The following is a 20,816-nucleotide window of genomic DNA, read 5'->3' on the forward strand; positions in this document are numbered from 1 at the left end:
CGTGGGTGCGCGCCCGTCCAGCGCTTCCCGCCGGGCGAAGCCACGCATGTCGTGGATCAGGCCCGCACGGCGTCCATGGCCTTCTTCAGGGCGCGAGGTGCGGTCGGCTTCCGGGGCGCCTTCTTCATCAATTCCGCCAGCTTGGCGCCGAGCCCCTGCAACTGGTCACGGGAAAGACCCGCGCGAACCTTCGGGAACCACTCATTTTCCTCTTCCTGGATATGGTGGTTGACAGCTTCGATAAGGACCATCGTCTTGGCCTCGAAATGCTCGTCATCAGGGCTCATCATGGCGAGTTCAAAGCCCAACACGTCGGCGACGTGGTGCTCCTCGTAGGATTCCAGTACCGCTTCGTTGAGGTCCGGGCACAGCCTGCGGGTCTCCGGGTACATGCACTCGTTCTCGACGTACGTGTGCACGGTCAGTGCTTCGAGGATCTGGTCGACGATTTGACCCTTCCGGTTCGCGTCCGCACCCGCGTCCTGGAATTCCTTGAACAGCCCGCGTATCTTGCGGTGATCCTCGATGAGCAAATCGATGGCATCGGTGGACATGTGGCTCCCTCGGACGGCTCTCAATGGCGAATTCGAGCGTAGACCAGGACGAACCCGTCACGTCGAGAAACCGTCCATATCAGGCGCGTAGTCGGCCCGTTCCCACCGCCCATTCCACGTCCTTCGCTGGCTGGTCAAACCGGCGGCCGACTCCGGCTCCGCGCCAAGCCCGACCTCATCGGGCACCCCTCGCCCGAGGGCGATGGGCACCGCCAATCGGGAGGGGAGGTGCCGGCACCGGTCCGGCGGCTGCCGCCGCGACGGCGGCCGCCAGGTCGACGGCGTCACGGGCGCCGCGGGCGTCGTGCACCCGGACGACTCTCGCCCCGGCCGCCACCCCGAGGGCGCAGGCGGCGACGGTGCCGTCGTGCCGTTCGTGCTTCGCGTGGTCACGACGGTCTGGGCTACCCCCAGGCCGTCCAACGCCCGGGTCAACTCGCCGGTGTGCGTCTGCATCCCGCCGACTGCGTCGAAGGAAGCCGCCCGCGGGCCGAGCACGCCGGCCGGCGGTTCGAACACCGAGCACAGCCGGAGGATGCGCAGGCCCGACCACCAGTGCCGCCCGAGGCTGACGTCGGACCCGTCCCCGGCAGGCGGGGATCGCCCGTCAGACGCTGACAAGACGCCCCACCCGCTGCCTCCACGCTCTGCCGGCTCCCCCACCAGGGTAGGGCGGCACCGACGTCGAGCCTCCCGCTTCCGGCACGACGAGGTGATCGTGCGCTGCCCGGCGAGAGCGGGGCGACAACCACCGCTCACCCCGAAGTCCCGGTTGTGCCGCCGCTAGGCGGCGACAACGGCGGGACCGTGGGGGGGCAGCTGCGGCTGGCGCGCGGCGGGTGCGGCGACATCCTGGGTTCGGCGATGGCGGTGGCCGGGTCGGGGCAATCGATACAGAGACCGATGTACTATTCCGGCATGGAGACGTTGACCCACGGGAAGGTCCTCGCCCGCTTCGGTCACGCACTGTCGGATCCGACCCGAACGCGGCTGCTCCTGGCGCTGCGCGACGGCCCGGGTTACCCGGCGGAGCTGGCGCTGTCGCTCGGCACGACCCGGCAGAACGTGTCGAACCACCTGGCCTGCCTGCGCGGCTGCGGCTTGGTCGTGGCCGTTCCAGAGGGGCGGCGGACCCGCTACGAGCTGGCCGACGCGCGGCTGGCGCACGCCCTGGGCGATCTGCTCGGCCTCGTGCTGGCTGTCGACCCGGCCGCCTGCCCGGATGCCGACGCGGAGTACTGCTGCTGATGGCCCTGCCGCTGGTCCCGGTCAGCACCGGGCTCTCCCCCGCGCGCCGGGCGGTCCTGACCCGTCGGGTGCGGCTGCTCGTCGCGGCGACCATCGCCTACAACGTGGTCGAGGCGGTCGTGGCGATCACGGCGGGCACTCTCGCCTCGTCGACCGCCCTGATCGGCTTCGGGCTCGACTCCGTCATCGAGGTCGCTTCCGCGGCGGCGGTGGCGTGGCAGTTCGCCGGCCGCGATCCGCAGGCGCGGGAGAAGGTCGCGCTGCGGATCATCGCGGTGTCGTTCTTCGCCCTCGCCACCTACGTCACCGTCGAGTCGGTTCGCGCCCTGGTCGGCGGTGCCGGGGCGGGCCACTCCTCGATCGGTCTCGCCCTGGCCGCGGTGTCCCTCGCGGTCATGCCCGTGCTGTCGTACGCCCAGCGTCGGGCCGGCCGGGAACTTGACTCCCGCTCGGCGGTGGCCGACTCCAAGCAGACCCTGCTGTGCACGTACCTGTCCGCGGTGCTGCTCGTGGGCCTCGGCCTCAACAGCCTGTTCGGATGGTCCTGGGCCGATCCGGTCGCCGCCCTGGTCATCGCCGCGGTCGCCGTCAAGGAGGGCCGCGAGGCGTGGCGCGGCGACGTCTGCTGCACGGCGCCCCTGACCGCGCCGGCCTCCCCGGCTCACGCCGCCGACGGCTGCGGCTGCCAGCCGGGGTGCTCCTGCTGCGCTACGGACAGCGTGTGATCTGCACCCGGCTGCCCGTGCGGTGGTGCGGCGGGGCCGGTGGCGATCAGGTGCAGCCCGGGTCCCGCTCGGCAGGTGAGCACGCGCCGGCGCGGATCGCGGGCAGCAGGTGGACGGCGGCAAGACGCGGCGGTGGCGTCGTCGAGGACGACGGGTGTCCCGCCGCGACGGGTAGGCCGGCGAGACGCCATTCGAGCGTGCCGTCGACCAGCCGGCCGGCGGGGCGGCCGTGGGCCCGGAGCAGGCGGACCGCGTCGTGGGCGAGGGCGCAGTCGGCGACGCGGCAGTAGGCGACGATCTCGATGGCGTCGGGCAGGTCGGCGATGCGTTGGGCGAGGCGTCCGGTCCGCGTCGGCCCTCCAGTCAGTCCGTTCCGGCTCCGCCGAGCCGATGACTGCGCGAGGCCCTGACGCCGCCCAGCGTGCGACCCCGCCCGCCTCAGCCGGTCTTGCCCAGCAGGGCGCGCGCCGCCGCGACGATGGCGCCCGTCCCGATCCCCGCCTGGTCCATCAGCTCGGTGGGTGTCCCCGAGGTGGGCAGCCCGCCTACCGCAAGGTGTGCCACCCGCACCGGTTCGGGCAGATCGGCCAGCGCCTCGAGCACGGCGGAGCCGAGGCCCCCTTCGGGATAGTGGTCCTCGACCACCACCAGCCGGCCGCCGGTGTCCCGGACAGCGTCGACCAGCCGGTCCCGGTCCAGCGGTTTGACGGAGTAGAGGTCGATGACCCGGGCGCCGATTCCCTCGCGCGCCAACTCGTCGGCAGCGGCGAGGCTGTTGTGGACGGTCACCCCGGCACCGATGAGCGCGACGCGGTCGTCGTCGCCGCCGCGGAGCAGCTTGCTCCCGCCTACCGGGAAGGCGTCGTCGTTGTCGTAGAGCACGGGATAGCCGCCCCGGGTGGTGCGCAGGTAGTTGATGCCCTTGCGGTCGACCATCTGGGCGACGAGAGCGGCGCAGGACACCGCGTCGCTGGGGTAGAGAACGGTGGACCCGTGCACGGCGCGCATGGCCGCCAGGTCTTCCAGGCCCATCTGCGAGGGACCGTCCGCTCCGATCTCCACGCCGGCGTGCGAGCCGGAGAGGGCGATATCGGCCTGCGAGATGCCTGCCATGCGGATGAAGTCGTACGCGCGGGAGAGGAACGCCGCGAAGGTCGAGGCGAAGGGCCGGTACCCGCGCACCTGGAGTCCGACCGCCGCGGCGACGAGTTGCTGTTCGGAGATGAACATCTCGAAGAACCGGTCAGGGTAGGCACCGGCGAACCTGTCCGCGCGGGTGGAATCGCTGACCTCGCCGTCCAGGACGACCACGTCCGGCCGGCGGCCCACCGCCCGCAGCGCGTCTCCGTACGCGTTCCGGGTGGGGACCTTCGCCCCCCGGTCGTAGCGCGGGAGGTCGGGAGGCTCGGCGGCCGGGGCGGTGGCGGGTGGGGCGGGTTCGGGCCGGGGGCCCGTGACGCGGATCTGGCGTGTCCCGCCGAGCGCACTGACCGCTCGCTCGGCGAGGTCTGCCTTCAGCGGCTTACCGTGCCAGTCCGGCTTGTTCTCGATCTCCGGCACGCCCTTGCCCTTTAGCGTCCGGGCGAGCAGCACGGTGGGACCGGTCGCCTGCCGGGCACGACGCAGCGCGTCGTCGACGGCGACCAGGTCATGCCCGTCGATGACGATCGCCTGGCAGCCGAACGCCTCCATCCGCCGCCGGTAGGTGTCCAGGTCCCATTCCAACTCGGTCGTCCCGCGCTGCCCGAACCGGTTCACGTCGACGACCGCGGTCAGGTTGCGCAACCCGTAGTGCCCGGCCTTGTCCAGTGCCTCCCAGATCGAGCCCTCCGCGGTCTCGCTGTCGCCGCACAGCACCCAGACGTGAAACGGCAGATGATCGAGGTACTGGCCGGCCAGCGCGATGCCGACGCCGACCGGCAACCCCTGGCCGAGCGAGCCGGTGGCGACGTCGACCCAGGGCAGGGCCGGGGTGGGGTGGCCCTGCAGGCGCGAGCCGAAGGCGCGGTAGGTGTCGACCAACTCCTGGTCGGTGATCGCACCGACCGCCTTGAAGACCGCGTAGAGCAGCGGCGAGGCGTGGCCCTTGGAGAAGATCAGGTGGTCGTTCGCGGGACTGTCCGGGTCGGCCCAGTCGTAGCGCAAGTGCCGGGAGATCAGCACGGCGAGCAGGTCGGCGGCCGACAGGCTCGAGGTCGGGTGCCCGGATCCGGCCCTGGTGCTGCACCGGATGGCATCCACCCGCAGCTGGGCGGCAAGCTCACCCAGCTGGTGGATCTCCTCGTCGCGCAGGGTGCGCGCTGCTTCCATCGTCATCGCCATCGCCTCCAGCGATCGGCTCTCCCACCAGCCCGCCACCTACCGGGCGTCCGGCCCCAGGCTGGGGCATCTCTCCGCTTGCCCACTCCGCCCATACGGTAGTCATGACACCTCACCGCCGTCCGTCAACCACCGATTTGTCCCCAGCGCGTCCTCCCGCCTGGGGGCGCGCGCCGGCCACAACCGAGGCGGAACGGGCAGGGCAATACATCACTGTTCGTCTATTGACACATGTTGTTAACAGTCGGGACGCTGGGAGAGCGCTCTCTCACCCGTCCGCCCACCCCGAGGAGTTGCTGTGGGTATCCGAAGAACACTTCTGGCTGCCGTCTCCGCTCTGGTCGCCGCCGTCCCGGTGACCGTCACCGCTTCCCCCGCCCGGGCGATCGGCCCCGCGCTGCTGCCCGTCACGGTCACCAACAGCACCGGCCGCGGCGAGGCGGTCCATCTGTATGTGATCGGCACCCAGCTCTCCACCGGCCGCCTCGGTTACGTCAACCAGGCCGGCGCGTTCATCCCCTGGTCCGGCGGGCAGATCCCGCCGTCGCCCGCACCCGACGCGTCGATCCCCGGTCCGGGCAGCGGCGGTAGCACGACCATCCGGTTCCCGCGCGGCTTCTCCGGCCGCGTCTACTTCTCCTTCGGCCAGAAGCTCACGTTCTTCCTGACCCCCGACGGCCTGGTGCAGCCCGCACCGTGGGCATCCGGCGACGCCAACCGGAACATCCTGTTCGACTGGAGCGAGTTCACCTACAACGACGCCGGCCTGTGGCTCAACAGCTCACAGGTCGACATGTTCGCGGTGCCGCACGCGGTCACCGTTACCGGCGCCAACGGCGTCACCAAGCGCACCGGCGACGTGGTCAGCAACGGCCGCAACGCCATCATCGACGGCATTCGCTCGCAGGCCGGCTGGGCGAACACGGTCCACACCCGGGCCGACGGGACCGTGCTGCGCGTGCTGGCACCGGGCAAGGCCGCCGGTGCCGGTCTGCTCAGCGCGACCTACCTGGACTCGTACATCGCCTCGGCGTGGAACGCGTACACCACCAAGACCCTGACCGTCGTGCCGTTCGCCCACCAGCCGAACACCCGGTACTTCGGGCGGACCTCCGGCAACGTCATGACCTTCACCAACAGCGCCGGCCAGGTGGTCGCCTCCTTCAGCCGGCCGTCATCGGCCAGCGTGTGGGGCTGCGACGGCGACCTGCCCGCGCCGAACGACCAGATCGTCGGTCCGATCTCCCGGACGCTTTGCGCGGCGCTGAACCGGGGCACCCTCGGGACGGTCGACACGCAGCCCAGCACCAACCCTGCCGAGTTCTACCGCAACAACCCGACCAACCACTACGCCCGCGTCATCCACGCCAACATGACCGACGGCAAGGCGTACGCCTTCGCCTTCGACGACGTCGGCGCGTTCGAGTCGCTGGTCCACGACGGCGACCCCCGCTCGGCCGGCCTGATCCTCAGCCCGTTCGGCACCGGCGGCGGTCCAGGGGCCCCGGGCGGCGGCGTGCCGGTGGTGAGCAACTGGAACAACAGGTGCGTGGACGTGCCCAGCGCGAACTTCGCCGACCGGGTGCCGTTGCAGATGTGGGCCTGCAACGGCACCAACGCACAGAAGTGGACGTTCACCGGCACCGCGGTGCAGAGCCAGAACAACAAATGCATGGACGTCGACGGCGGAGCCACCGCCAACGGCACCGTCATCCAGCTCTACAGCTGCAACGGCACCGGAGCCCAACAGTTCACGCTCACCTCCGCAGGAGACCTGGTCAACCTGCGGGCCGACAAGTGCGTCGACATCAGGGACTGGAACGGCGGCGACGGCGCCAAGCTCCAACTCTGGGACTGCGCCGGCACCGCGAACCAGAAATGGCGGAAGGGCTGACGCGCAACCCGGGACTTCGCAGCGCGGCGGCCGGCGCGCAGTGTGTGCCGGCCGCCGGCCGTCAGCTGGCGCGATTCAGGCCACGCCTGCCGTTGCCCGCACGGCCGCTCTCCACAGGTAGGCGAGAGCCGTCCGAGCCGAGCAACCGGCGCGCGGCGTCGAGCCCGGTCAGCGCCGCTCCGTAGGCGCTGACCTCGCGCTGAAAATGCTCCACCTTGGAGTACCAGAACTTGAGCTCGGGATTCATCGCCTTGGCGTTGATGTAGTTGACGATGTCCTCCTCCGGCGTGATGCCCCGACGCGCGTAGCAGCGGTCGAACCGGGCCTTGGTCCGCTCGTACTTCACGGTCATCGCGGCCAGGCTGGCCTCGGCCTCCAGCAGTCTGGCACGCAGGTACAGCACGTACTTCCGGGGAACCGACGGGACGGCGAACGCCGACCGGGGCGCGGGCGCAGCGGACATGGCGATCACCTGGCCGGACCGACGGCGGGGCCGTGCCGCATGCGGGAACTGGTCACCACGAACGGCCTCCAGCGCTGGGCGGCGGCGGACGGGCACAGCGGGGCGTTGTCCTGCTGGCGGCCGGTGACATCGGCGGTCGGACCGGCCACGTAGGCCAACGGGGCCATCAATCGACGAAAGAATCCACCCTGGAACAACAGCATGACGGGCCACCCTCCTCCGTTCGCACACATCTGGCATGTCGCACCGCCAGCCGGTCAGGCTGGTGGGCCCGTGGAGCCGGCCGCGGCCACGCCGGCCACTACCCGCCCCGGCCCGCTCCGGTGCAGTGACGTCCTTCTACCCAGGCGGCCGGCTGACTATGCCGAGTGCCGGTGGCGTCCGGTACCGGAGAAGGCGTCACCCCTGCTCGACGTCGGGCGCATGCCGGGTCACGACGACGGCATCGCCCGGCGTCAGCAGCGAGGGCGCCCCCAGTCCGGCGGCGCTCGAGGTGATCAGTTCACGGTACGGGTACCCAGCAGCGCGTCACGGAAAATGACCGCGTTGACCGCGCCGCTCAGGTGTGCCCGCTCCACCAGACCCCGAACCCCCAGGACCTGCCTCATCTGGTTGAGCAGGAGCAAGGTCGCGACGGAGTCGAGCACAGCGAGCGGCAACAGCAGCAGGAACGCCGGCAGCACCGGCTCCCCTCCCTGCCCGGTGACCGCCACCGTGAACATGAACGCGATCACGCCCACGAACCCGCGCCGGCTCCACATCGCCCAGGGGTACAGCGGCAGCCCCCGCAGGTAGCTACGCTGACCGTCCGTCAGCTCGCCATTGGCGCTCATGCGTCCCCAGGTGTCCGTCCTCGGGCCGAAGTGTAGGTGTGCTGCCCACGCCGACGCCAAGAAGCCACCCGCCGGTGGGCGGAGCGGCACTGCCTGGCGGCCGCTGACCGTCACCGTGCGGCGCCGGCTCGCCGCTTGGTCCACACGTCGAAGGCCACGGCGGCGAGGAGCACCAGACCCTTGACCAGCATCACCCGCTCGCTCGGTGCGCCGATCAGCGACATGCCGTTGTTGATGACGCCCATGATGAGACCACCGGTGATCGCGCCGATGACCTTGCCGACACCACCCTGGACGGCAGCGCCGCCGATGAAGGCCGCCGCGATGGCATCGAGCTCGAACTGGGTGCCGGCGGTCGGGCCGGCCTGGTTGAGACGGCCGGCGAAGATGATGCCGGCGAGGGCGGACAGCACCCCCATGTTCACAAAGATCCAGAAGACGATGGACTTGACCTTGACGCCGGACAGGACGGCGGCTTGCATGTTTCCGCCGACGGCGTAGATCTGCCGGCCGAACACGGCCCGGTTCGTCAGCAGGCTGTAGCCGAGCACCAGGGCGGCGAGCAGCACGAGGACCCAGGGCAGGTTACGGAACCGCGCGAGCTGCACGACGATCCCGAGGACGAGGATCGCAGCGACCGCGTTCTTGGCGAGGAAGATCGGCAGCGGATCGACGGTCTGGCGGTACCGGAGCCGGGCGGCGCGGGCGCGCCACTGGGTGATGGCGATCCCGGCCACGGCGGCGACGCCGGCGAGCAGGCTGAACAGGTCGGCACCGCCGAGCGGTCCGAGGCCGATGTTGCCGAGGTAGCCGTTGGTGAATCCGTTGGCCAGGGTACGGATCGGCTCGGGGAAGGGGCCGATGCCCTGGTTGCCGAGCACGGTCAGGGTGAGGGCGCGGAACAGCAGCATGCCGGCGAGGGTGACGATGAACGCGGGAATCCCGAAGTAGGCGATCCAGTAGCCCTGCCAGGCGCCGATGAGCCCGCCGGCGACGAGGGTGATGACCAGGGCAAGCGGCCACGGCATGCCCATGTTGACGGTGAGCACCCCGGTGATCGCGCCGGTGACCGCGACCACGGAACCGACCGACAGGTCGATGTGTCCGGCAATGATGATCAGGATCATGCCGATGGCGAGGATCAGGATGTACGAGTTCTGGACGATGATGTTGCTGATGTTCTGGGGCTGCAGCATGGCGCCGTCGGTCAGCACGCTGAACAGCACCACGATCAGCGCGAACGCGACGTAGATACCGGACTGACGTAGGTTGACGCTGAAGCGGCGTGGCGGGCGCCCGGCCGGTTGCCCCGGCTGGGCCGGTGTGGTGCCGGCCACCGCGAGGTCGGCGTTGGTGGGTGCGACGCTGGTCATGCTGGTCTCCTGTTTACTGTCCCTTGGTCATGTACTGCATGAGCCGCTCCTGCGTGGCCTGCTCGCGGGGCAGCTCGCCGCTGATCCGGCCGGCCGACAGCGTGTAGATGCGGTCGCACAGGCCCAGCAGCTCCGGCAGCTCGGAGGAGATCACCAGGATCGCCCTGCCCTCGTCGGCGAGTCGATTGATGATCGTGTAGATCTCGTACTTGGCGCCGACGTCGATGCCCCGGGTCGGCTCGTCCAGGATCAACAGGTCCGCGTCGGTGAAAATCCACTTCGACAGGACGACCTTCTGCTGGTTTCCGCCACTGAGTTTGCCGGTGACACTGAGCACGCTGGGGGCCTTGATGTTCATACCGGCCCGATACTCGTCGGCGACCCGGTACTCCTCGTTGTCGTTGACCCATCCGCGCTTCGCCAGTTTGCCGAGCGCGGCGGCGGAGACGTTGCGCTTGATGTCCTCGATGAGGTTGAGGCCGTACCGCTTCCGGTCCTCGGTGACGTACGCGATGCCGTGCCGGATGGCGTCGCGCACGGACTTCAGGTGGATCTCCCTGCCGTCCTTGACGATGCGCCCGGTGATGTTCGTGCCATACGAGCGGCCGAACACGCTCATCGCCAGCTCCGTCCGCCCCGCGCCCATCAGCCCGGCCAGTCCGACGATCTCCCCGCGACGCAGCACCAGGTTGGCACCGGACACCACGACCCGGCCGTGCTGGGTCGGACTGTGCACGGTCCAGTCCTCGATGCGCAGCAACTCCTCGCCGATCTTGGGGGTGTGCGGCGGGAAGCGGTGGTCCAGGTCCCGGCCCACCATCCCGGAGATGATCCGATCCTCGGTCACCTGGTCGGTGGCCACGTCGAGGGTCTCGATGGTGCGCCCGTCCCGCAAGATCGTGATGGCGTCCGCGATCGCGAGGACCTCGTTGAGTTTGTGCGAGATGATCACGCAGGTGATCCCGGCGTCCCGCAGGCCGCGCAGCAGATCCAGCAGGTGTGCCGAGTCCTCGTCGTTCAACGCCGCGGTCGGCTCGTCGAGGATCAGCAGCTTCACCTCTTTGGAGAGCGCCTTGGCGATCTCCACCAGCTGCTGCTTACCCACGCCGAGGTCCATCACCGGGGTCACCGGGCTCTCCGCCAAACCCACCCGCGCCAGCAGCTGCGCCGCCTCGTGGTGGGTCTTGTTCCAGTCGATCAGGCCCCGGTGCGCCTGCTCGTTGCCGAGGAAGATGTTCTCCGCGATCGACAACTGGGGGCACAGCGCGAGTTCCTGGTGGATGATGACGATGCCCCGGTGCTCGCTGTCGCGGATGCCCGACAACCGGCACGGTTCGTCGTCGAAGTAGATGTCGCCCCGGTACGTACCGTGGGGGTACACCCCGGACAGCACCTTCATCAGCGTCGACTTACCCGCGCCGTTCTCCCCGCAGATCGCGTGGATCTCCCCCCGGCGCACGGACAGGTTGACGTCCTGAAGCGCCGTCACCCCGGGAAAGGTCTTGGTGATGCCCTGCATCCGCAGGATGTGGTCCGTCATCGCCGCGCTCCCTCCGCCGGCACGTGTCCTACAAGGCTCAAGGCTCCCGCCGCGCCGCCATCGGGCGCGGCGGGAGTCAGCGCGGATCAGCCCAGCTGCGCGTCGGTGTAATAGCCGGTGTCGAGGAGAGTCTTCCGGTAGTTGCTCTTGTCCACGATGACCGGCTGCAGCAGGTACGACGGCACGACCTTGACCCCGTTGTCGTAGTCCTTGTCGTTGTTCACCTGCGGCTTGTCGCCCTTGAGCACGGCATCGGCCATCTGCACCGTGACCTTGGCCAGCTCGCGGGTGTCCTTGTAGATCGTCGAGTACTGCTCACCCGCGATGATGGACTTCACCGACGCCAGCTCGGCGTCCTGGCCGGTCACGATCGGGTACGGCTGGCCGGCGGTGCCGTAGCCGTTGCTCTTGAGGGCCGACAGGATGCCGATCGACAGGCCGTCGTACGGCGACAACACCCCGTCCACCGTGGCGCCGCCCGTGTACGTCGACGTCAGCAGGTCCTCCATACGCTTCTGCGCGGTGGCCGGGTCCCACCGCAGGATGGCCACGGTCTTGAACTCCTGCTGACCGCTCTTCACCACGAGCGTGCCCTTGTCGATGTGCGGCTGCAGAACGCTCATCGCGCCGTTGAAGAAGAACGTGGCGTTGTTGTCGTCCGGCGAGCCGGCGAACAGCTCGATGTTGAGGGGCCCCTTCGCCGCACCCGGCGAGCCGTCCGGGTTGAGTACCTTGAGACCCACCAGCAGCGACGTCGCCTGCTGCACACCGACCTTGAAGTTGTCGAACGTCGCGTAGTAGTCGACGTTCGGGCTGTTGCGGATGAGCCGGTCGTACGCGATGACCGAGATGTTGTTGTCCTTCGCCTGCTGCAGCTGCGTGGTCAGCGCGGTGCCGTCGATCGACGCGACGATGAGCAGCTTCGCGCCCTTGGTGATCTGGTTCTCCAGCTGGTTGACCTGGGTCGGGATGTCGTTCTCGGCGTACTGCAGGTCGACCTTGTAGCCGAGCGCCTCCAGCTGCTTCTTGACGTTCTCGCCGTCGCTGATCCACCGCTCCGACGACTTGGTCGGCATGGTGACGCCGACCAGCGCGCCGGCGTTGTCGCCGGACTGCGCCTGCTGGTCGACGGTCTTGGTGCTGGAGCCGCAGGCTGTCAGGGCCGCGGCGAGCACGATGGCTGCCGCCGCCGACGCGAGCCGGGTCATGGTCATGATGTCTCCTACGGGATGGGATGGGGTACGCCGGTCCGGGGTCTACCGGCTGTTCATCAGCCGGTGGTAGGCCTGGTTCCAGCGCAGCCGGTCGCCCAGGTCGGACGGGGTGGTTCGATCGTCGATGAGCAGGAACTCGGTGTTCAGCATGTCGGCGAAGTCCCGCAACGTCTCCGCGCCGACCGCCTGGGTCAGCACGGTGTGGTGCGGTCCACCGACCATGAGCCATGCCTCGGCGGACGTGGACAGCGACGGGGCGGGCTTCCACACCGCGCGGGCGACCGGCAACTTGGGCAGCGGCTCGTCCGGCGGTGTCACCTCGACGGTGTTGGCGACCAGCCGGAACCGGTCGCCGAGGTCGGTCATGCCGATCACCACGCCGGCGCCTGGTGCGGCGTCGAACACCAGTCGTACCGGGTCCTCCCGGTCGCCGATGCTCAGCGGGTGGATCTCGCAGGACGGCTGGTCGGCGGCGATGCTCGGGCAGACCTCCAGCATGTGCGCCCCGAGGATCTTCGGCTCGCCGGGGCCGAAGTGGTAGGTGTAGTCCTCCATGAAGGAGGTGCCCCGCCCGCTGCCGGCGCCCATGGCCTTGACCGCGGCGAGCAGAGCGGAGGTCTTCCAGTCCCCCTCGCCGCCGAACCCGTAGCCGTCGGCCATCAGCCGCTGCACCGCCAGACCGGGCAGCTGCCGCAGGCCGCCGAGGTCCTGGAAGTTCGTGGTAAACGCGCCGAAGCCGCCCGCGGTGAGGAAGTGGCGCAGGCCGACCTCGATGCGCGCGGCGTACCGCAGGGCTTCGTGGCGCTCGCCACCCCGGGCCAGTTCCGTCGCGAGGCGGTACGCGTCCGCGTACTCGGCGACGAGCGCCTCGACCTCGTCGTCGGACGCGTCGTGGACCGCGGCGACCAGGTCATTGACGCCGTAGGTGTTGACCGAGACGCCGAACCGGAGCTCGGCCTCGACCTTGTCCCCCTCGGTCACCGCGACGTCACGCATGTTGTCGCCGAAGCGTGCCAGCCGGAGCCCCCGCAGGTGGTCCAGGCCGAGGGCGGCACGGATCCAGCCGGCAAGCCGGGTGATCACCTGGGGGTCGGAGGCGTGGCCGACGACGGTCTTGCGGGTGACGCCCAGCCGCGTCTGGATGTAGCCGAACTCCCGGTCGCCGTGCGCGGCCTGGTTGAGATTCATGAAGTCCATGTCGATGGACGCCCATGGCAGCGCCGCGTTGATCTGGGTGTGCAGGTGCAGCAGCGGCTTGCGCAGCACGTCCAGCCCACTGATCCACATCTTGGCCGGGGAGAAGGTGTGCATCCAGGCGATGACGCCGACGCAGTCCGGGTCCGCGTTGGCCTCGAGCATCACCTGGCGGATCGCGGTCGAGTCGGTCAGCACCGGCTTCCAGACGATCTCCGCGCCGAGTTGACCGGAGGACACCAGAATCTTCTGGATCTGCTGGGACTGGTCGGCGACCTGGTTGAGGGTGTCGGGACCGTACAGGTGCTGGCTGCCGGTGAGGAACCAGACCTGGGGTTTCGTGGCCGATGCCATGGTGCGTTCTCCTGTCGGGGACGGCCTACGCCTGCCCGTATGCGTTTTGGTAGCGGTCGTAGAGGGCGTCGACGTCGCTCTGCCGGATCGGTAGCGGCGCGCCGAGCTGGCGGGCGATGTGGACGGTGCGGGCGACGTCCTCGCACATCACGGCGGCCTTCACGGCGGCACGGGCGTTGGGCCCGATGGTGAAGACACCGTGGTTGCGCATGAGGACCGCCGGCGAGCGGTGGGCGCGGAGCGTGGCCACGATGCCCCGGCCGATCGAGTCGTCGCCGATCAGCGCGAACGGCCCGACCGGGATCTCGCCGCCGAACTCGTCGGCGATCATGGTCAGCACGCACGGGATCGGCTCGCCCCGGGCGGCCCAGGCGGTCGCGTACGTGGAGTGGGTGTGTACCACGCCGCCCACCTGCGGCAGGTGCTTGTAGACATACGCGTGGGCGCTGGTGTCCGACGAGGGCGACAGGTCTCCGTCGACCAGGTTGGCGTCGAGGTCGGTGACGACCATGTTCTCCGGTCGGATGTCGTCGTAGCTGACGCCCGACGGTTTGATGACCAGCAGGTCCGCGCCGGGTACGCGGGCGGAGACGTTGCCGGCCGTCCACACCACGAGCGCGTTGCGGGGCAGCTCGGCGTGCAACGCGGCGACCTGGGCGCGCAGCTGCTTGATGGTGGCGCCGACGGACTGGAGGACGCTCATCGGGCCACCGCCGTCCGCTGGATGGCCCGCAGCTTCCGCATGATCTTGTTGCCGCCGCGGCCGAAGTAGTCGTGCAGCCGGGTGTACTCGGCGAAGAGCTCGTCGTACACCGCCGCGTCCGCCTCGTTCGGGTGGTACGCCGCCCGTTCCACGCGGCCCATGCGGGCGGCTGCCGCACGCGTGTCCGGGTAGGCGCCGGCGGCGACGGCGGCGTGGATCGCCGAACCCAACGCGGGTCCCTGCTCCGAGGGGATCACCGACAGCGGTAGTCGGGTCACATCGCTGTAGATCTGCATGAGCATCCGGTTCCTGACGAGTCCGCCCGCGACGACCAGTTCCGTGACCGGCACCTCGGCGGCGCGGAAGGTTTCGATGATTGTTCGGGTCCCGAAGGCGGTGGCCTCGATGAGCGCCCGGTAGATGTCCTCCGGCCGGGTGGCCAGCGTCTCCCCCACGAGCAGGCCGGACAGCTCGTGGTCGACGAGTACCGAGCGGTTGCCGCTGTGCCAGTCCAGGGCGAGCAGTCCGTGCTCCCCCACCCGCTGGCCCGACGCCAGCCTCGTGAGGTACTCGTGGACGCTCATTCCTTCGGCCTGGGCTTGGGACGTGTAGCTGGCCGGCACGTGCGTGCGCACGAAGTGCGCGAAGATGTCGCCGACGCCGCTCTGCCCGGCCTCGTAGCCCCAGAGCCCGGCGACGATGCCGTTGGCCACCACGCCGCACATGCCGGGCACCACGCGTAGTTCGCTGCCGTTCATGATGTGACAGGTGGAGGTGCCCATGATGGCGACCATCTGCCCAGGGTCGAGAGCGTTGGCCGCGGCTGCCGTGACGTGCGCGTCCACGTTGCCGACCGCGACCGGGATGCCGGGGGGCAGGCCCGTCCACGCCGCCGCCCGGTCGGTCAGCGTGCCGGCGGCGTCGCCCAGCTGGCCGATGGGCTGGTCGAGCTTGGTCTCGACGAAGTCGGCGAATCCGGGGTTGAGCTCGGCGAGGAAGTCCCGGCCGGGGTACCGGCCGTCCTGGTAAATGCCCTTGTAGCCGGCGGTGCAGGCGTTGCGGACGTAGCGGCCGGTGAGCTGCCAGACGATCCAGTCCGCTGCCTCCACCCACCGCTGCGTGGCCGCGTAGACCTCCGGGTCCTCCTCCAGCATCTGCAGCGCCTTGGCGAACTCCCACTCCGAGGAGATCACGCCGCCGTAGCGGGCCAGCCAGGGTTCGTTCCGCTTGGCGGCGAGCTGGCTGATCCGGTCGGCGTGCGGCTGGGCGGCGTGGTGGCGCCACAGCTTGACGTAGGCGTGCGGCCGGTCGGCGAACCGGTCCAGCTCGCACAGCGGTGTGCCATCGGCCAGCGTCGGGACCATCGTGCACGCGGTGAAGTCGGTGCCGATGCCGATGACGTCGGCCGGGTCGATCCCCGCCTCCCGCACGGCCTGCGGCACCGCCACCTGCAGCACCTCGCGGTAGTCCTGCGGTACCTGTAGCGCCCACTCCGGCGGCAGAGCCTGGCCGGAGGGCAGGGCGTCGGTCACCACGGCGTGCGGGTACTCGTGCACGGCCGACCCCATCTCGGCACCGTCGGAGACCCGGACCACCAGGGCCCGTCCCGAGAGCGTGCCGTAGTCGACACCCACCACGTACTTCTCGTCACTCATGTGCTGGTCCTTGTCGGCGGCGCGGTGCTCTTGCGCACCACGAGCTTGGGGATGATCAACGGCGACGGCTGGAGGTCCTCGCCCTTGATCGCCTGCTTGATGACCTCGATCGCCCGGCGACCGACGGCCTTGAAGTCCTGCTGGATCGTCGTCAGCGGCGGGATGAGGTAGGCCGCCTCGGGGACGTCGTCGAACCCGACGACGGAGATGTCCTCCGGTACCCGCCGGCCGCACTCGTGCAGCGCACGGAGCACGCCGATCGCCATCTGGTCGTTCGCCGCGAACACCGCCGTGGTCTCGGGCATCTCGCCGATCCGCAGCCCTGCGACGTACCCGCTCTCGGAGCTCCAGTCGCCGTGCACCGGCTCGGCCGGACGCAGCCTCGCCGCACTCATCGCCAGACGCCAGCCCTCGACACGGGCGCGCGCCTCCGCCCAGTTGAGCGGGCCCCGCACGTGCACGATCTCGTGGTGCCCGAGCTCCAGGAGGTGCTCGGTCGCCATCCGCGCGCCGAGCACCTGGTCCACGCCGACGGTGAAGGACGCCTTGGACAGGTCCCCCTCCACGACCACGAAGGGGACGCCGGAGCGCTGCCTGCGCACCACCTCCAGCGCCTCGTCGTGGCCGGCGATCATGATGATGCCCTCCACGCCGACCCGCATGAGGTGGTCGGTGGCGTCGTCGAGGGCCCGCCGCGTCACCCCCGGCAGGTTCACGGAGGTGGCGAAATACCCGGCGGCGCGGGCCGCGTCCTCCACGGTCCGGTGGATGCTCGCCGGACCGAACAGCGTCGTGGCGGTGCCGATGATGCCGATCATCCCCGAGCGGCCGCGCACCAGCGCACGGGCGGCGGTGTTGGGACGGTACCCGAGGCGCTCGATGGCCTGGAGCACGCGTTCGCGGGTCTCCGGCTTGATGCTGGGCGACCCGTTGATGACCCGTGACACCGTCTGGTGCGACACGCCCGCGAGGCGGGCGACGTCGGTCATCACCGGGGCCTTGGCAGCCTCCGTCACGGCTGCCTCCGCATGAAGGCCCGCTGCATCACGACGAAGAGGAGCAGCAGGGTTCCGATCGCGATTTTCGTCCACCATGAACTCAGCGTGCCCTGGAACGAGATCAGGGTCTGGATGACCCCCAGGACCAGGACGCCGAGCAGCGAGCCGAGGACGTAGCCGACGCCGCCGGAGAGCAGCGTGCCGCCGATGACGACCGAGGCGATGGCGTCCAGTTCCATGCCGACGGCGTGCAGGCCGTAGCCGGAGAGCATGTAGAGGCCGAAGAGCAGTCCGGCGATGGCGGAGCAGAGGCCGCTGATGACGTAGACGCCGACCTTGACCCTGGCGACGGGCAGGCCCATGAGCGTGGCGGAGCCCTCGCTGCCGCCGATGGCGTACGCCGTCCGGCCGAACCGCGTGCGGTGCAGGACCCAGGCGGCCACCGCGACGATGACGAGCGCGATCAGGACGCTCCAGGTGATCGACACGCCACCCGGCAGCAGGATCGGGGAGGTGGCGACGCTGCGGAAGACGTCGTCCTTGATGGAGATGGACTCGACGCCGACGACGAAGCACAGCCCCCGGGCGAGGAACATGCCGGCGAGCGTGACGATGAACGGCTGGATCTCGAAGTGGTGGATGACCAGGCCCATGAGCAGGCCGAGCGTCGACCCCATGGCCAGCACCAGCAGCACCACGAGCGGCAGTGGAAGCCCGGCCCGCAGGCCGGCCGCGGCCACCATCGTCGACAGCGCGACCACCGCGCCGACCGAGAGGTCGATCCCGCCCGTGACGATGACGAACGTCATGCCGACCGCGAGGACGATGAGGAAGGCGTTGTCGATGAACAGGTTGGCCAGGACCTGACCGGACGTGAACCCGTCGTAGCGTGCGGCGCCGACGCCGAAGAGGAGCACGAAGAGCACGAACGTGACGATCACGGGGACGACCCGGCCGGGGATCGACCGGCCGCCCAGAAGCGCCCTCGGCGAGGCGTTGTCCTTGACGGGCGTTGCTGAGGTCGTCATGGCTGGGTCACCTTCTCGACGATGGGTCCGGTCGGGGTCTGCTCGCTCCGTTCGGCCCCGGGTTCGGCGTCGGGCGCCGGCTGGGCGGAGCGGCGCCGGGTGCGGCGGCCCAGGGCGGCCCGCACCTTGGGCGCCTGGAGGAGGCACACGGCGATGACGACGACGGCCTTGAAGACGAGCGTGATCTCGGGTGCGATGCCCATGCTGTACACCGTCGTGGTGAGCGTCTGGATGATGAGCGCGCCCAGCAGGGTGCCGGTGAGGCTGTAGCGGCCGCCGGCCAGGGAGGTGCCGCCGATGACGACGGCCAGGATGGCGTCCATCTCGATCCAGAGGCCGGCGTTGTTGGCGTCCGCGGCGCTGACGTTGGAGCTGATCATCAGGCCGGCCACCCCCGCGCAGATCGCGGCGAACACGTAGACGGTCCACCGGATGGTGCGTGCGCGCAGACCGGCGAGCCGGCTGGCCTCGGGGTTGATGCCGACGGATTCGATGAGCAGGCCGAGTGCGGTCCTCCTCGTCACGACGGCGACGAGCACGAACACGGCGATGGCGATGAGGATCGAGACGGGCAGCACCAGGAAACCCGCGCCGACCGTGCGGAACACCGGGTTGCGCACCGTGATGATCTGACCGTCGGTGATGAGCATCGCGATGCCTCGCCCGGCCGTCATGAGGACGAGCGTCGCGATGATCGGCTGGATACCGAGGGCGGCGACGAGGAAGCCGTTCCACAGGCCGAGGACGGCGCACAGCGCGAGCGCCATCCCCATGCCGACGAGGGCGGCCCGGGCACTGGTCGGATCGGGCGCGGCCGCGATGTAGGAGCAGGTGACAGCCCCGGAGATGGCGACGACCGCACCCACCGACAGGTCGATCCCGCGGGTGGCGATGACCAGGCACATGCCGAGGGCGATGAGCATCGTCGGCGCGCCGTTCTTGAGAATGTCGACGAGGCTGCCGTAGAGGTGGCCGTCCTGGAATCGCAGGGCCAGAAACGACGGGCGTACGATCGCGTTGGCCGCCAGCAGCGCCACGATGGCCACCAGGGGCCACAGCAGTCCGCTGCTGCGGAAACGGTCCAGGGGGCGCGCGGAGGTCATCCCGCCACCGCCTCGGTACGCTCGCCCACGTGCGCGATGAGCCGCATGATGTCATCCACGGTCGCGTGCTGGTCGAGCTCGGCGATCTTGGCCCGGTCCTTCATCACCACGGTGCGGTGGCTCAGGCGCACGACCTCCTCGAGCTCGGCGGAGATGTACAGCACGGCCATGCCTTTCTGGGCGAGCTCGGCGACGAGCTTCTGGATCTGCGTCTTGGCGCCGATGTCGATGCCACGGGTGGGCTCGTCGAGGATGAGCAGCTTCGGTTCGGTCACCAGCCAGCGGGCGAGCAGCACCTTCTGCTGGTTGCCACCGGAGAGCCTGCCCACGAGGGCGTCGGGGTTCGCCGGTCTGATGTCGAGTGCCTTGATCCACTTCTCGACCAGCTGGTCCTTGGTCTTCCGGGGGATGGGCCGGGCCCAGCCGGCGGCGGCCTGCATCGCCAGGACGAGGTTGTCGCGGATGCTGAGGTCGGCCACCACACCCTCGCCCTTGCGGTCCTCGGAGCAGAAGGCGATCCCCGAGGCGATGGCGGCGCGAGGGCTGCGCAGCTGCACCACCTTGCCGTCGACGGTCACCTCGCCGCTGTCGGCACGGTCCGCTCCGAAGAGCAGCCTGGCGATCTCGGTGCGGCCGGATCCGAGGAGCCCGGCCAGACCGACCACCTCACCACGGTTGATCTGTAGGTCGAAGGGTGCGACCGAGCCCTTGCGACCGAGCCCGGTGGCGCGCAGCACCGGGGCCGCGGACGCCTCCTCACCCGCCTGGTCGGCGAGGCGCTCCAGCTCCTCCAGCGCGCCGAGCTCACGACCGATCATGAGGGAGAGGAGGTTGATCCGGCTGAGGTCCTGGGTGAGGTGCTCCCCCACGAGCCGGCCGTTGCGCAGCACCGTCATGCGGTCGGAGATCTCGTAGACCTGCTCGAGGAAGTGGGACACGAAGAGGATGGCGACGCCCTTGTCCCGCAGCACGCGCATGATGCGGAAGAGTTCGGCGACCTCATCCTGGTCGAGGCTGGAGGTCGGCTCGTCGAGGATGAGGACCTTGGCGTCCACGGCGACGGCGCGGGCGATCGCCACGAGCTGTTGGACGGCGATGGGGTGTTCGGCGAGGACGGATCCGGGGTCGACGTCGAGTCCCATGTCGGCGAGCAGCTCGGCCGCGCGGGCCCGGGTCGCCCTGCCGTCGATCGCCCCGAACCGCCGCGGCTCACGGCCGAGCAGGATGTTCTCGGCGACGGTGAGGTTGGGGCAGAGGTTCACCTCCTGGTAGACGGTGCTGATCCCGGAGTCCTGGGCCGCCGCTGGCCCGGAGAACGACACCTCCTGCCCGTCGAGGGTGGTGACGCCGCCGGTCGGGGTGTAGACGCCGGTCAACACCTTGATGAGCGTCGACTTGCCCGCGCCGTTCTCGCCCATCAGGGCGTGCACCTCGCCGGGAAAGAGCCGGAAGTCCACCTCCTGCAGGGCCTTCACCCCCGGGAACTCCATCGAGATCCCGCGCATCTGCACCACCGGGGGCCGTCCGGCCGCACGCGGTGCCTGCTTCGCGTCCACCGACATGGTGGTCCTCCATCACTCGCCATCACTCGGTACGCACTGTCGACGAGCCGTGGCCG

18 protein-coding genes are annotated in these 20,816 nt (G+C 69.8%); 3 read left to right on the forward strand and 15 right to left on the reverse strand.

Annotation, left to right across the window (positions count from 1 at the left end):
* Positions 1–56: 56 nt before the first annotated feature.
* Positions 57–554, reverse strand: a complete 498-nt coding sequence (locus C1I99_RS01820) for a hemerythrin domain-containing protein (protein WP_111132395.1) — start codon at positions 552–554, stop codon at positions 57–59.
* A 918-nt stretch (positions 555–1,472) separates the two neighbouring features.
* On the opposite strand from C1I99_RS01820, the gene C1I99_RS01830 reads away from it, so the two are divergent.
* A complete protein-coding gene (locus C1I99_RS01830) occupies positions 1,473–1,802 on the forward strand; it encodes an ArsR/SmtB family transcription factor (protein WP_111132425.1) in 330 nt (109 codons plus the stop codon).
* On the forward strand, positions 1,802–2,527 hold the full coding sequence (locus C1I99_RS01835) for a cation efflux transmembrane domain-containing protein (protein WP_111132397.1): 726 nt from the start codon (positions 1,802–1,804) through the stop codon (positions 2,525–2,527). Before C1I99_RS01830 ends, C1I99_RS01835 begins: the two co-directional genes overlap by 1 nt.
* Before the next feature lie 438 nt (positions 2,528–2,965).
* Here the strand turns inward: C1I99_RS01835 and C1I99_RS01845 are convergent, their stop codons facing one another.
* Positions 2,966–4,843 carry a transketolase gene (locus tag C1I99_RS01845; RefSeq protein WP_111132426.1) on the reverse strand — a complete coding sequence of 626 codons (1,878 nt, stop codon included), beginning with the start codon at positions 4,841–4,843 and terminating at the stop codon, positions 2,966–2,968.
* Positions 4,844–5,144: 301 nt separating this feature from the next.
* Between C1I99_RS01845 and C1I99_RS01850 the strand changes: the two genes are divergently transcribed.
* Positions 5,145–6,740, forward strand: coding sequence for a glycoside hydrolase family 64 protein (locus C1I99_RS01850; RefSeq protein ID WP_111132398.1), 1,596 nt, complete (start codon positions 5,145–5,147; stop codon positions 6,738–6,740).
* 61 nt (positions 6,741–6,801) lie between these two features.
* On the opposite strand, the gene C1I99_RS01855 is transcribed toward C1I99_RS01850, so the two are convergent.
* The 13 genes from C1I99_RS01855 to C1I99_RS01910 form a co-directional block, all read right to left on the reverse strand.
* Positions 6,802–7,203 carry a hypothetical protein gene (locus C1I99_RS01855; protein ID WP_146603864.1) on the reverse strand — a complete coding sequence of 134 codons (402 nt, stop codon included), beginning with the start codon at positions 7,201–7,203 and terminating at the stop codon, positions 6,802–6,804.
* 5 nt (positions 7,204–7,208) lie between these two features.
* A complete protein-coding gene (locus tag C1I99_RS32550) occupies positions 7,209–7,406 on the reverse strand; it encodes a hypothetical protein (RefSeq protein WP_233512261.1) in 198 nt (65 codons plus the stop codon).
* 294 nt (positions 7,407–7,700) lie between these two features.
* Positions 7,701–8,036 (reverse strand): hypothetical protein, encoded by a 336-nt coding sequence (locus C1I99_RS01860; RefSeq protein ID WP_111132400.1) that lies wholly within the window; start codon positions 8,034–8,036, stop codon positions 7,701–7,703.
* Positions 8,037–8,146: 110 nt separating this feature from the next.
* Positions 8,147–9,409, reverse strand: coding sequence for a multiple monosaccharide ABC transporter permease (gene mmsB, locus C1I99_RS01865; protein WP_111132401.1), 1,263 nt, complete (start codon positions 9,407–9,409; stop codon positions 8,147–8,149).
* A gap of 13 nt (positions 9,410–9,422) precedes the next feature.
* Positions 9,423–10,949 (reverse strand): multiple monosaccharide ABC transporter ATP-binding protein, encoded by a 1,527-nt coding sequence (gene mmsA, locus C1I99_RS01870; RefSeq protein WP_111132402.1) that lies wholly within the window; start codon positions 10,947–10,949, stop codon positions 9,423–9,425.
* Between the two features lie 86 nt (positions 10,950–11,035).
* On the reverse strand, positions 11,036–12,163 hold the full coding sequence (chvE, locus tag C1I99_RS01875) for a multiple monosaccharide ABC transporter substrate-binding protein (protein WP_111132403.1): 1,128 nt from the start codon (positions 12,161–12,163) through the stop codon (positions 11,036–11,038).
* Between the two features lie 42 nt (positions 12,164–12,205).
* Positions 12,206–13,711, reverse strand: a complete 1,506-nt coding sequence (gene araA / locus C1I99_RS01880) for an L-arabinose isomerase (protein WP_111132404.1) — start codon at positions 13,709–13,711, stop codon at positions 12,206–12,208.
* A gap of 25 nt (positions 13,712–13,736) precedes the next feature.
* The gene (locus C1I99_RS01885; protein ID WP_111132405.1) at positions 13,737–14,414 is read right to left on the reverse strand and encodes an L-ribulose-5-phosphate 4-epimerase; all 678 of its coding nucleotides are present in this window, start codon (positions 14,412–14,414) and stop codon (positions 13,737–13,739) included.
* Positions 14,411–16,069 (reverse strand): ribulokinase, encoded by a 1,659-nt coding sequence (araB, locus tag C1I99_RS01890; protein WP_111132406.1) that lies wholly within the window; start codon positions 16,067–16,069, stop codon positions 14,411–14,413. Before araB ends, C1I99_RS01885 begins: the two co-directional genes overlap by 4 nt.
* Complete coding sequence (locus C1I99_RS01895; RefSeq protein WP_233512262.1) at positions 16,066–17,085, reverse strand: LacI family DNA-binding transcriptional regulator; 1,020 nt, start codon at positions 17,083–17,085, stop codon at positions 16,066–16,068. The genes araB and C1I99_RS01895 overlap by 4 nt, the downstream gene beginning before the upstream one ends.
* Positions 17,082–18,095: a galactofuranose ABC transporter, permease protein YjfF gene (gene yjfF / locus C1I99_RS01900; RefSeq protein ID WP_111132407.1), complete on the reverse strand. Its 1,014-nt coding sequence runs from the start codon at positions 18,093–18,095 to the stop codon at positions 17,082–17,084. Before yjfF ends, C1I99_RS01895 begins: the two co-directional genes overlap by 4 nt.
* Complete coding sequence (locus tag C1I99_RS01905) at positions 18,092–19,198, reverse strand: ABC transporter permease (protein ID WP_111132408.1); 1,107 nt, start codon at positions 19,196–19,198, stop codon at positions 18,092–18,094. The genes yjfF and C1I99_RS01905 overlap by 4 nt, the downstream gene beginning before the upstream one ends.
* On the reverse strand, positions 19,195–20,760 hold the full coding sequence (locus C1I99_RS01910) for a sugar ABC transporter ATP-binding protein (RefSeq protein WP_199561884.1): 1,566 nt from the start codon (positions 20,758–20,760) through the stop codon (positions 19,195–19,197). The genes C1I99_RS01905 and C1I99_RS01910 overlap by 4 nt, the downstream gene beginning before the upstream one ends.
* Between the last annotated feature and the right edge of the window lie 56 nt (positions 20,761–20,816).

The sequence above is a fragment of the Micromonospora deserti genome (assembly GCF_003236335.1).
In the GTDB taxonomy this organism is placed as follows: Bacteria; Actinomycetota; Actinomycetes; order Mycobacteriales; family Micromonosporaceae; genus Micromonospora; species Micromonospora deserti.

Bases quoted from the DNA above. Each gene is read 5' to 3' on its own strand.
- C1I99_RS01820 (WP_111132395.1), bottom strand. From the start codon at position 554: ATGTCCACCGATGCCATCGATTTGCTCATCGAGGATCACCGCAAGATA.
- yjfF (WP_111132407.1), bottom strand. From the start codon at position 18,095: ATGACGACCTCAGCAACGCCCGTCAAGGACAACGCCTCGCCGAGGGCG.
- araB (WP_111132406.1), bottom strand. From the start codon at position 16,069: ATGAGTGACGAGAAGTACGTGGTGGGTGTCGACTACGGCACGCTCTCG.
- C1I99_RS01910 (WP_199561884.1), bottom strand. From the start codon at position 20,760: ATGTCGGTGGACGCGAAGCAGGCACCGCGTGCGGCCGGACGGCCCCCG.
- C1I99_RS01835 (WP_111132397.1), top strand. From the start codon at position 1,802: ATGGCCCTGCCGCTGGTCCCGGTCAGCACCGGGCTCTCCCCCGCGCGC.
- araA (WP_111132404.1), bottom strand. From the start codon at position 13,711: ATGGCATCGGCCACGAAACCCCAGGTCTGGTTCCTCACCGGCAGCCAG.
- chvE (WP_111132403.1), bottom strand. From the start codon at position 12,163: ATGACCATGACCCGGCTCGCGTCGGCGGCGGCAGCCATCGTGCTCGCC.
- C1I99_RS01855 (WP_146603864.1), bottom strand. From the start codon at position 7,203: ATGTCCGCTGCGCCCGCGCCCCGGTCGGCGTTCGCCGTCCCGTCGGTT.
- C1I99_RS01845 (WP_111132426.1), bottom strand. From the start codon at position 4,843: ATGACGATGGAAGCAGCGCGCACCCTGCGCGACGAGGAGATCCACCAG.
- mmsB (WP_111132401.1), bottom strand. From the start codon at position 9,409: ATGACCAGCGTCGCACCCACCAACGCCGACCTCGCGGTGGCCGGCACC.
- C1I99_RS01830 (WP_111132425.1), top strand. From the start codon at position 1,473: ATGGAGACGTTGACCCACGGGAAGGTCCTCGCCCGCTTCGGTCACGCA.
- C1I99_RS01905 (WP_111132408.1), bottom strand. From the start codon at position 19,198: ATGACCTCCGCGCGCCCCCTGGACCGTTTCCGCAGCAGCGGACTGCTG.
- C1I99_RS01860 (WP_111132400.1), bottom strand. From the start codon at position 8,036: ATGAGCGCCAATGGCGAGCTGACGGACGGTCAGCGTAGCTACCTGCGG.
- mmsA (WP_111132402.1), bottom strand. From the start codon at position 10,949: ATGACGGACCACATCCTGCGGATGCAGGGCATCACCAAGACCTTTCCC.
- C1I99_RS32550 (WP_233512261.1), bottom strand. From the start codon at position 7,406: ATGCTGTTGTTCCAGGGTGGATTCTTTCGTCGATTGATGGCCCCGTTG.
- C1I99_RS01885 (WP_111132405.1), bottom strand. From the start codon at position 14,414: ATGAGCGTCCTCCAGTCCGTCGGCGCCACCATCAAGCAGCTGCGCGCC.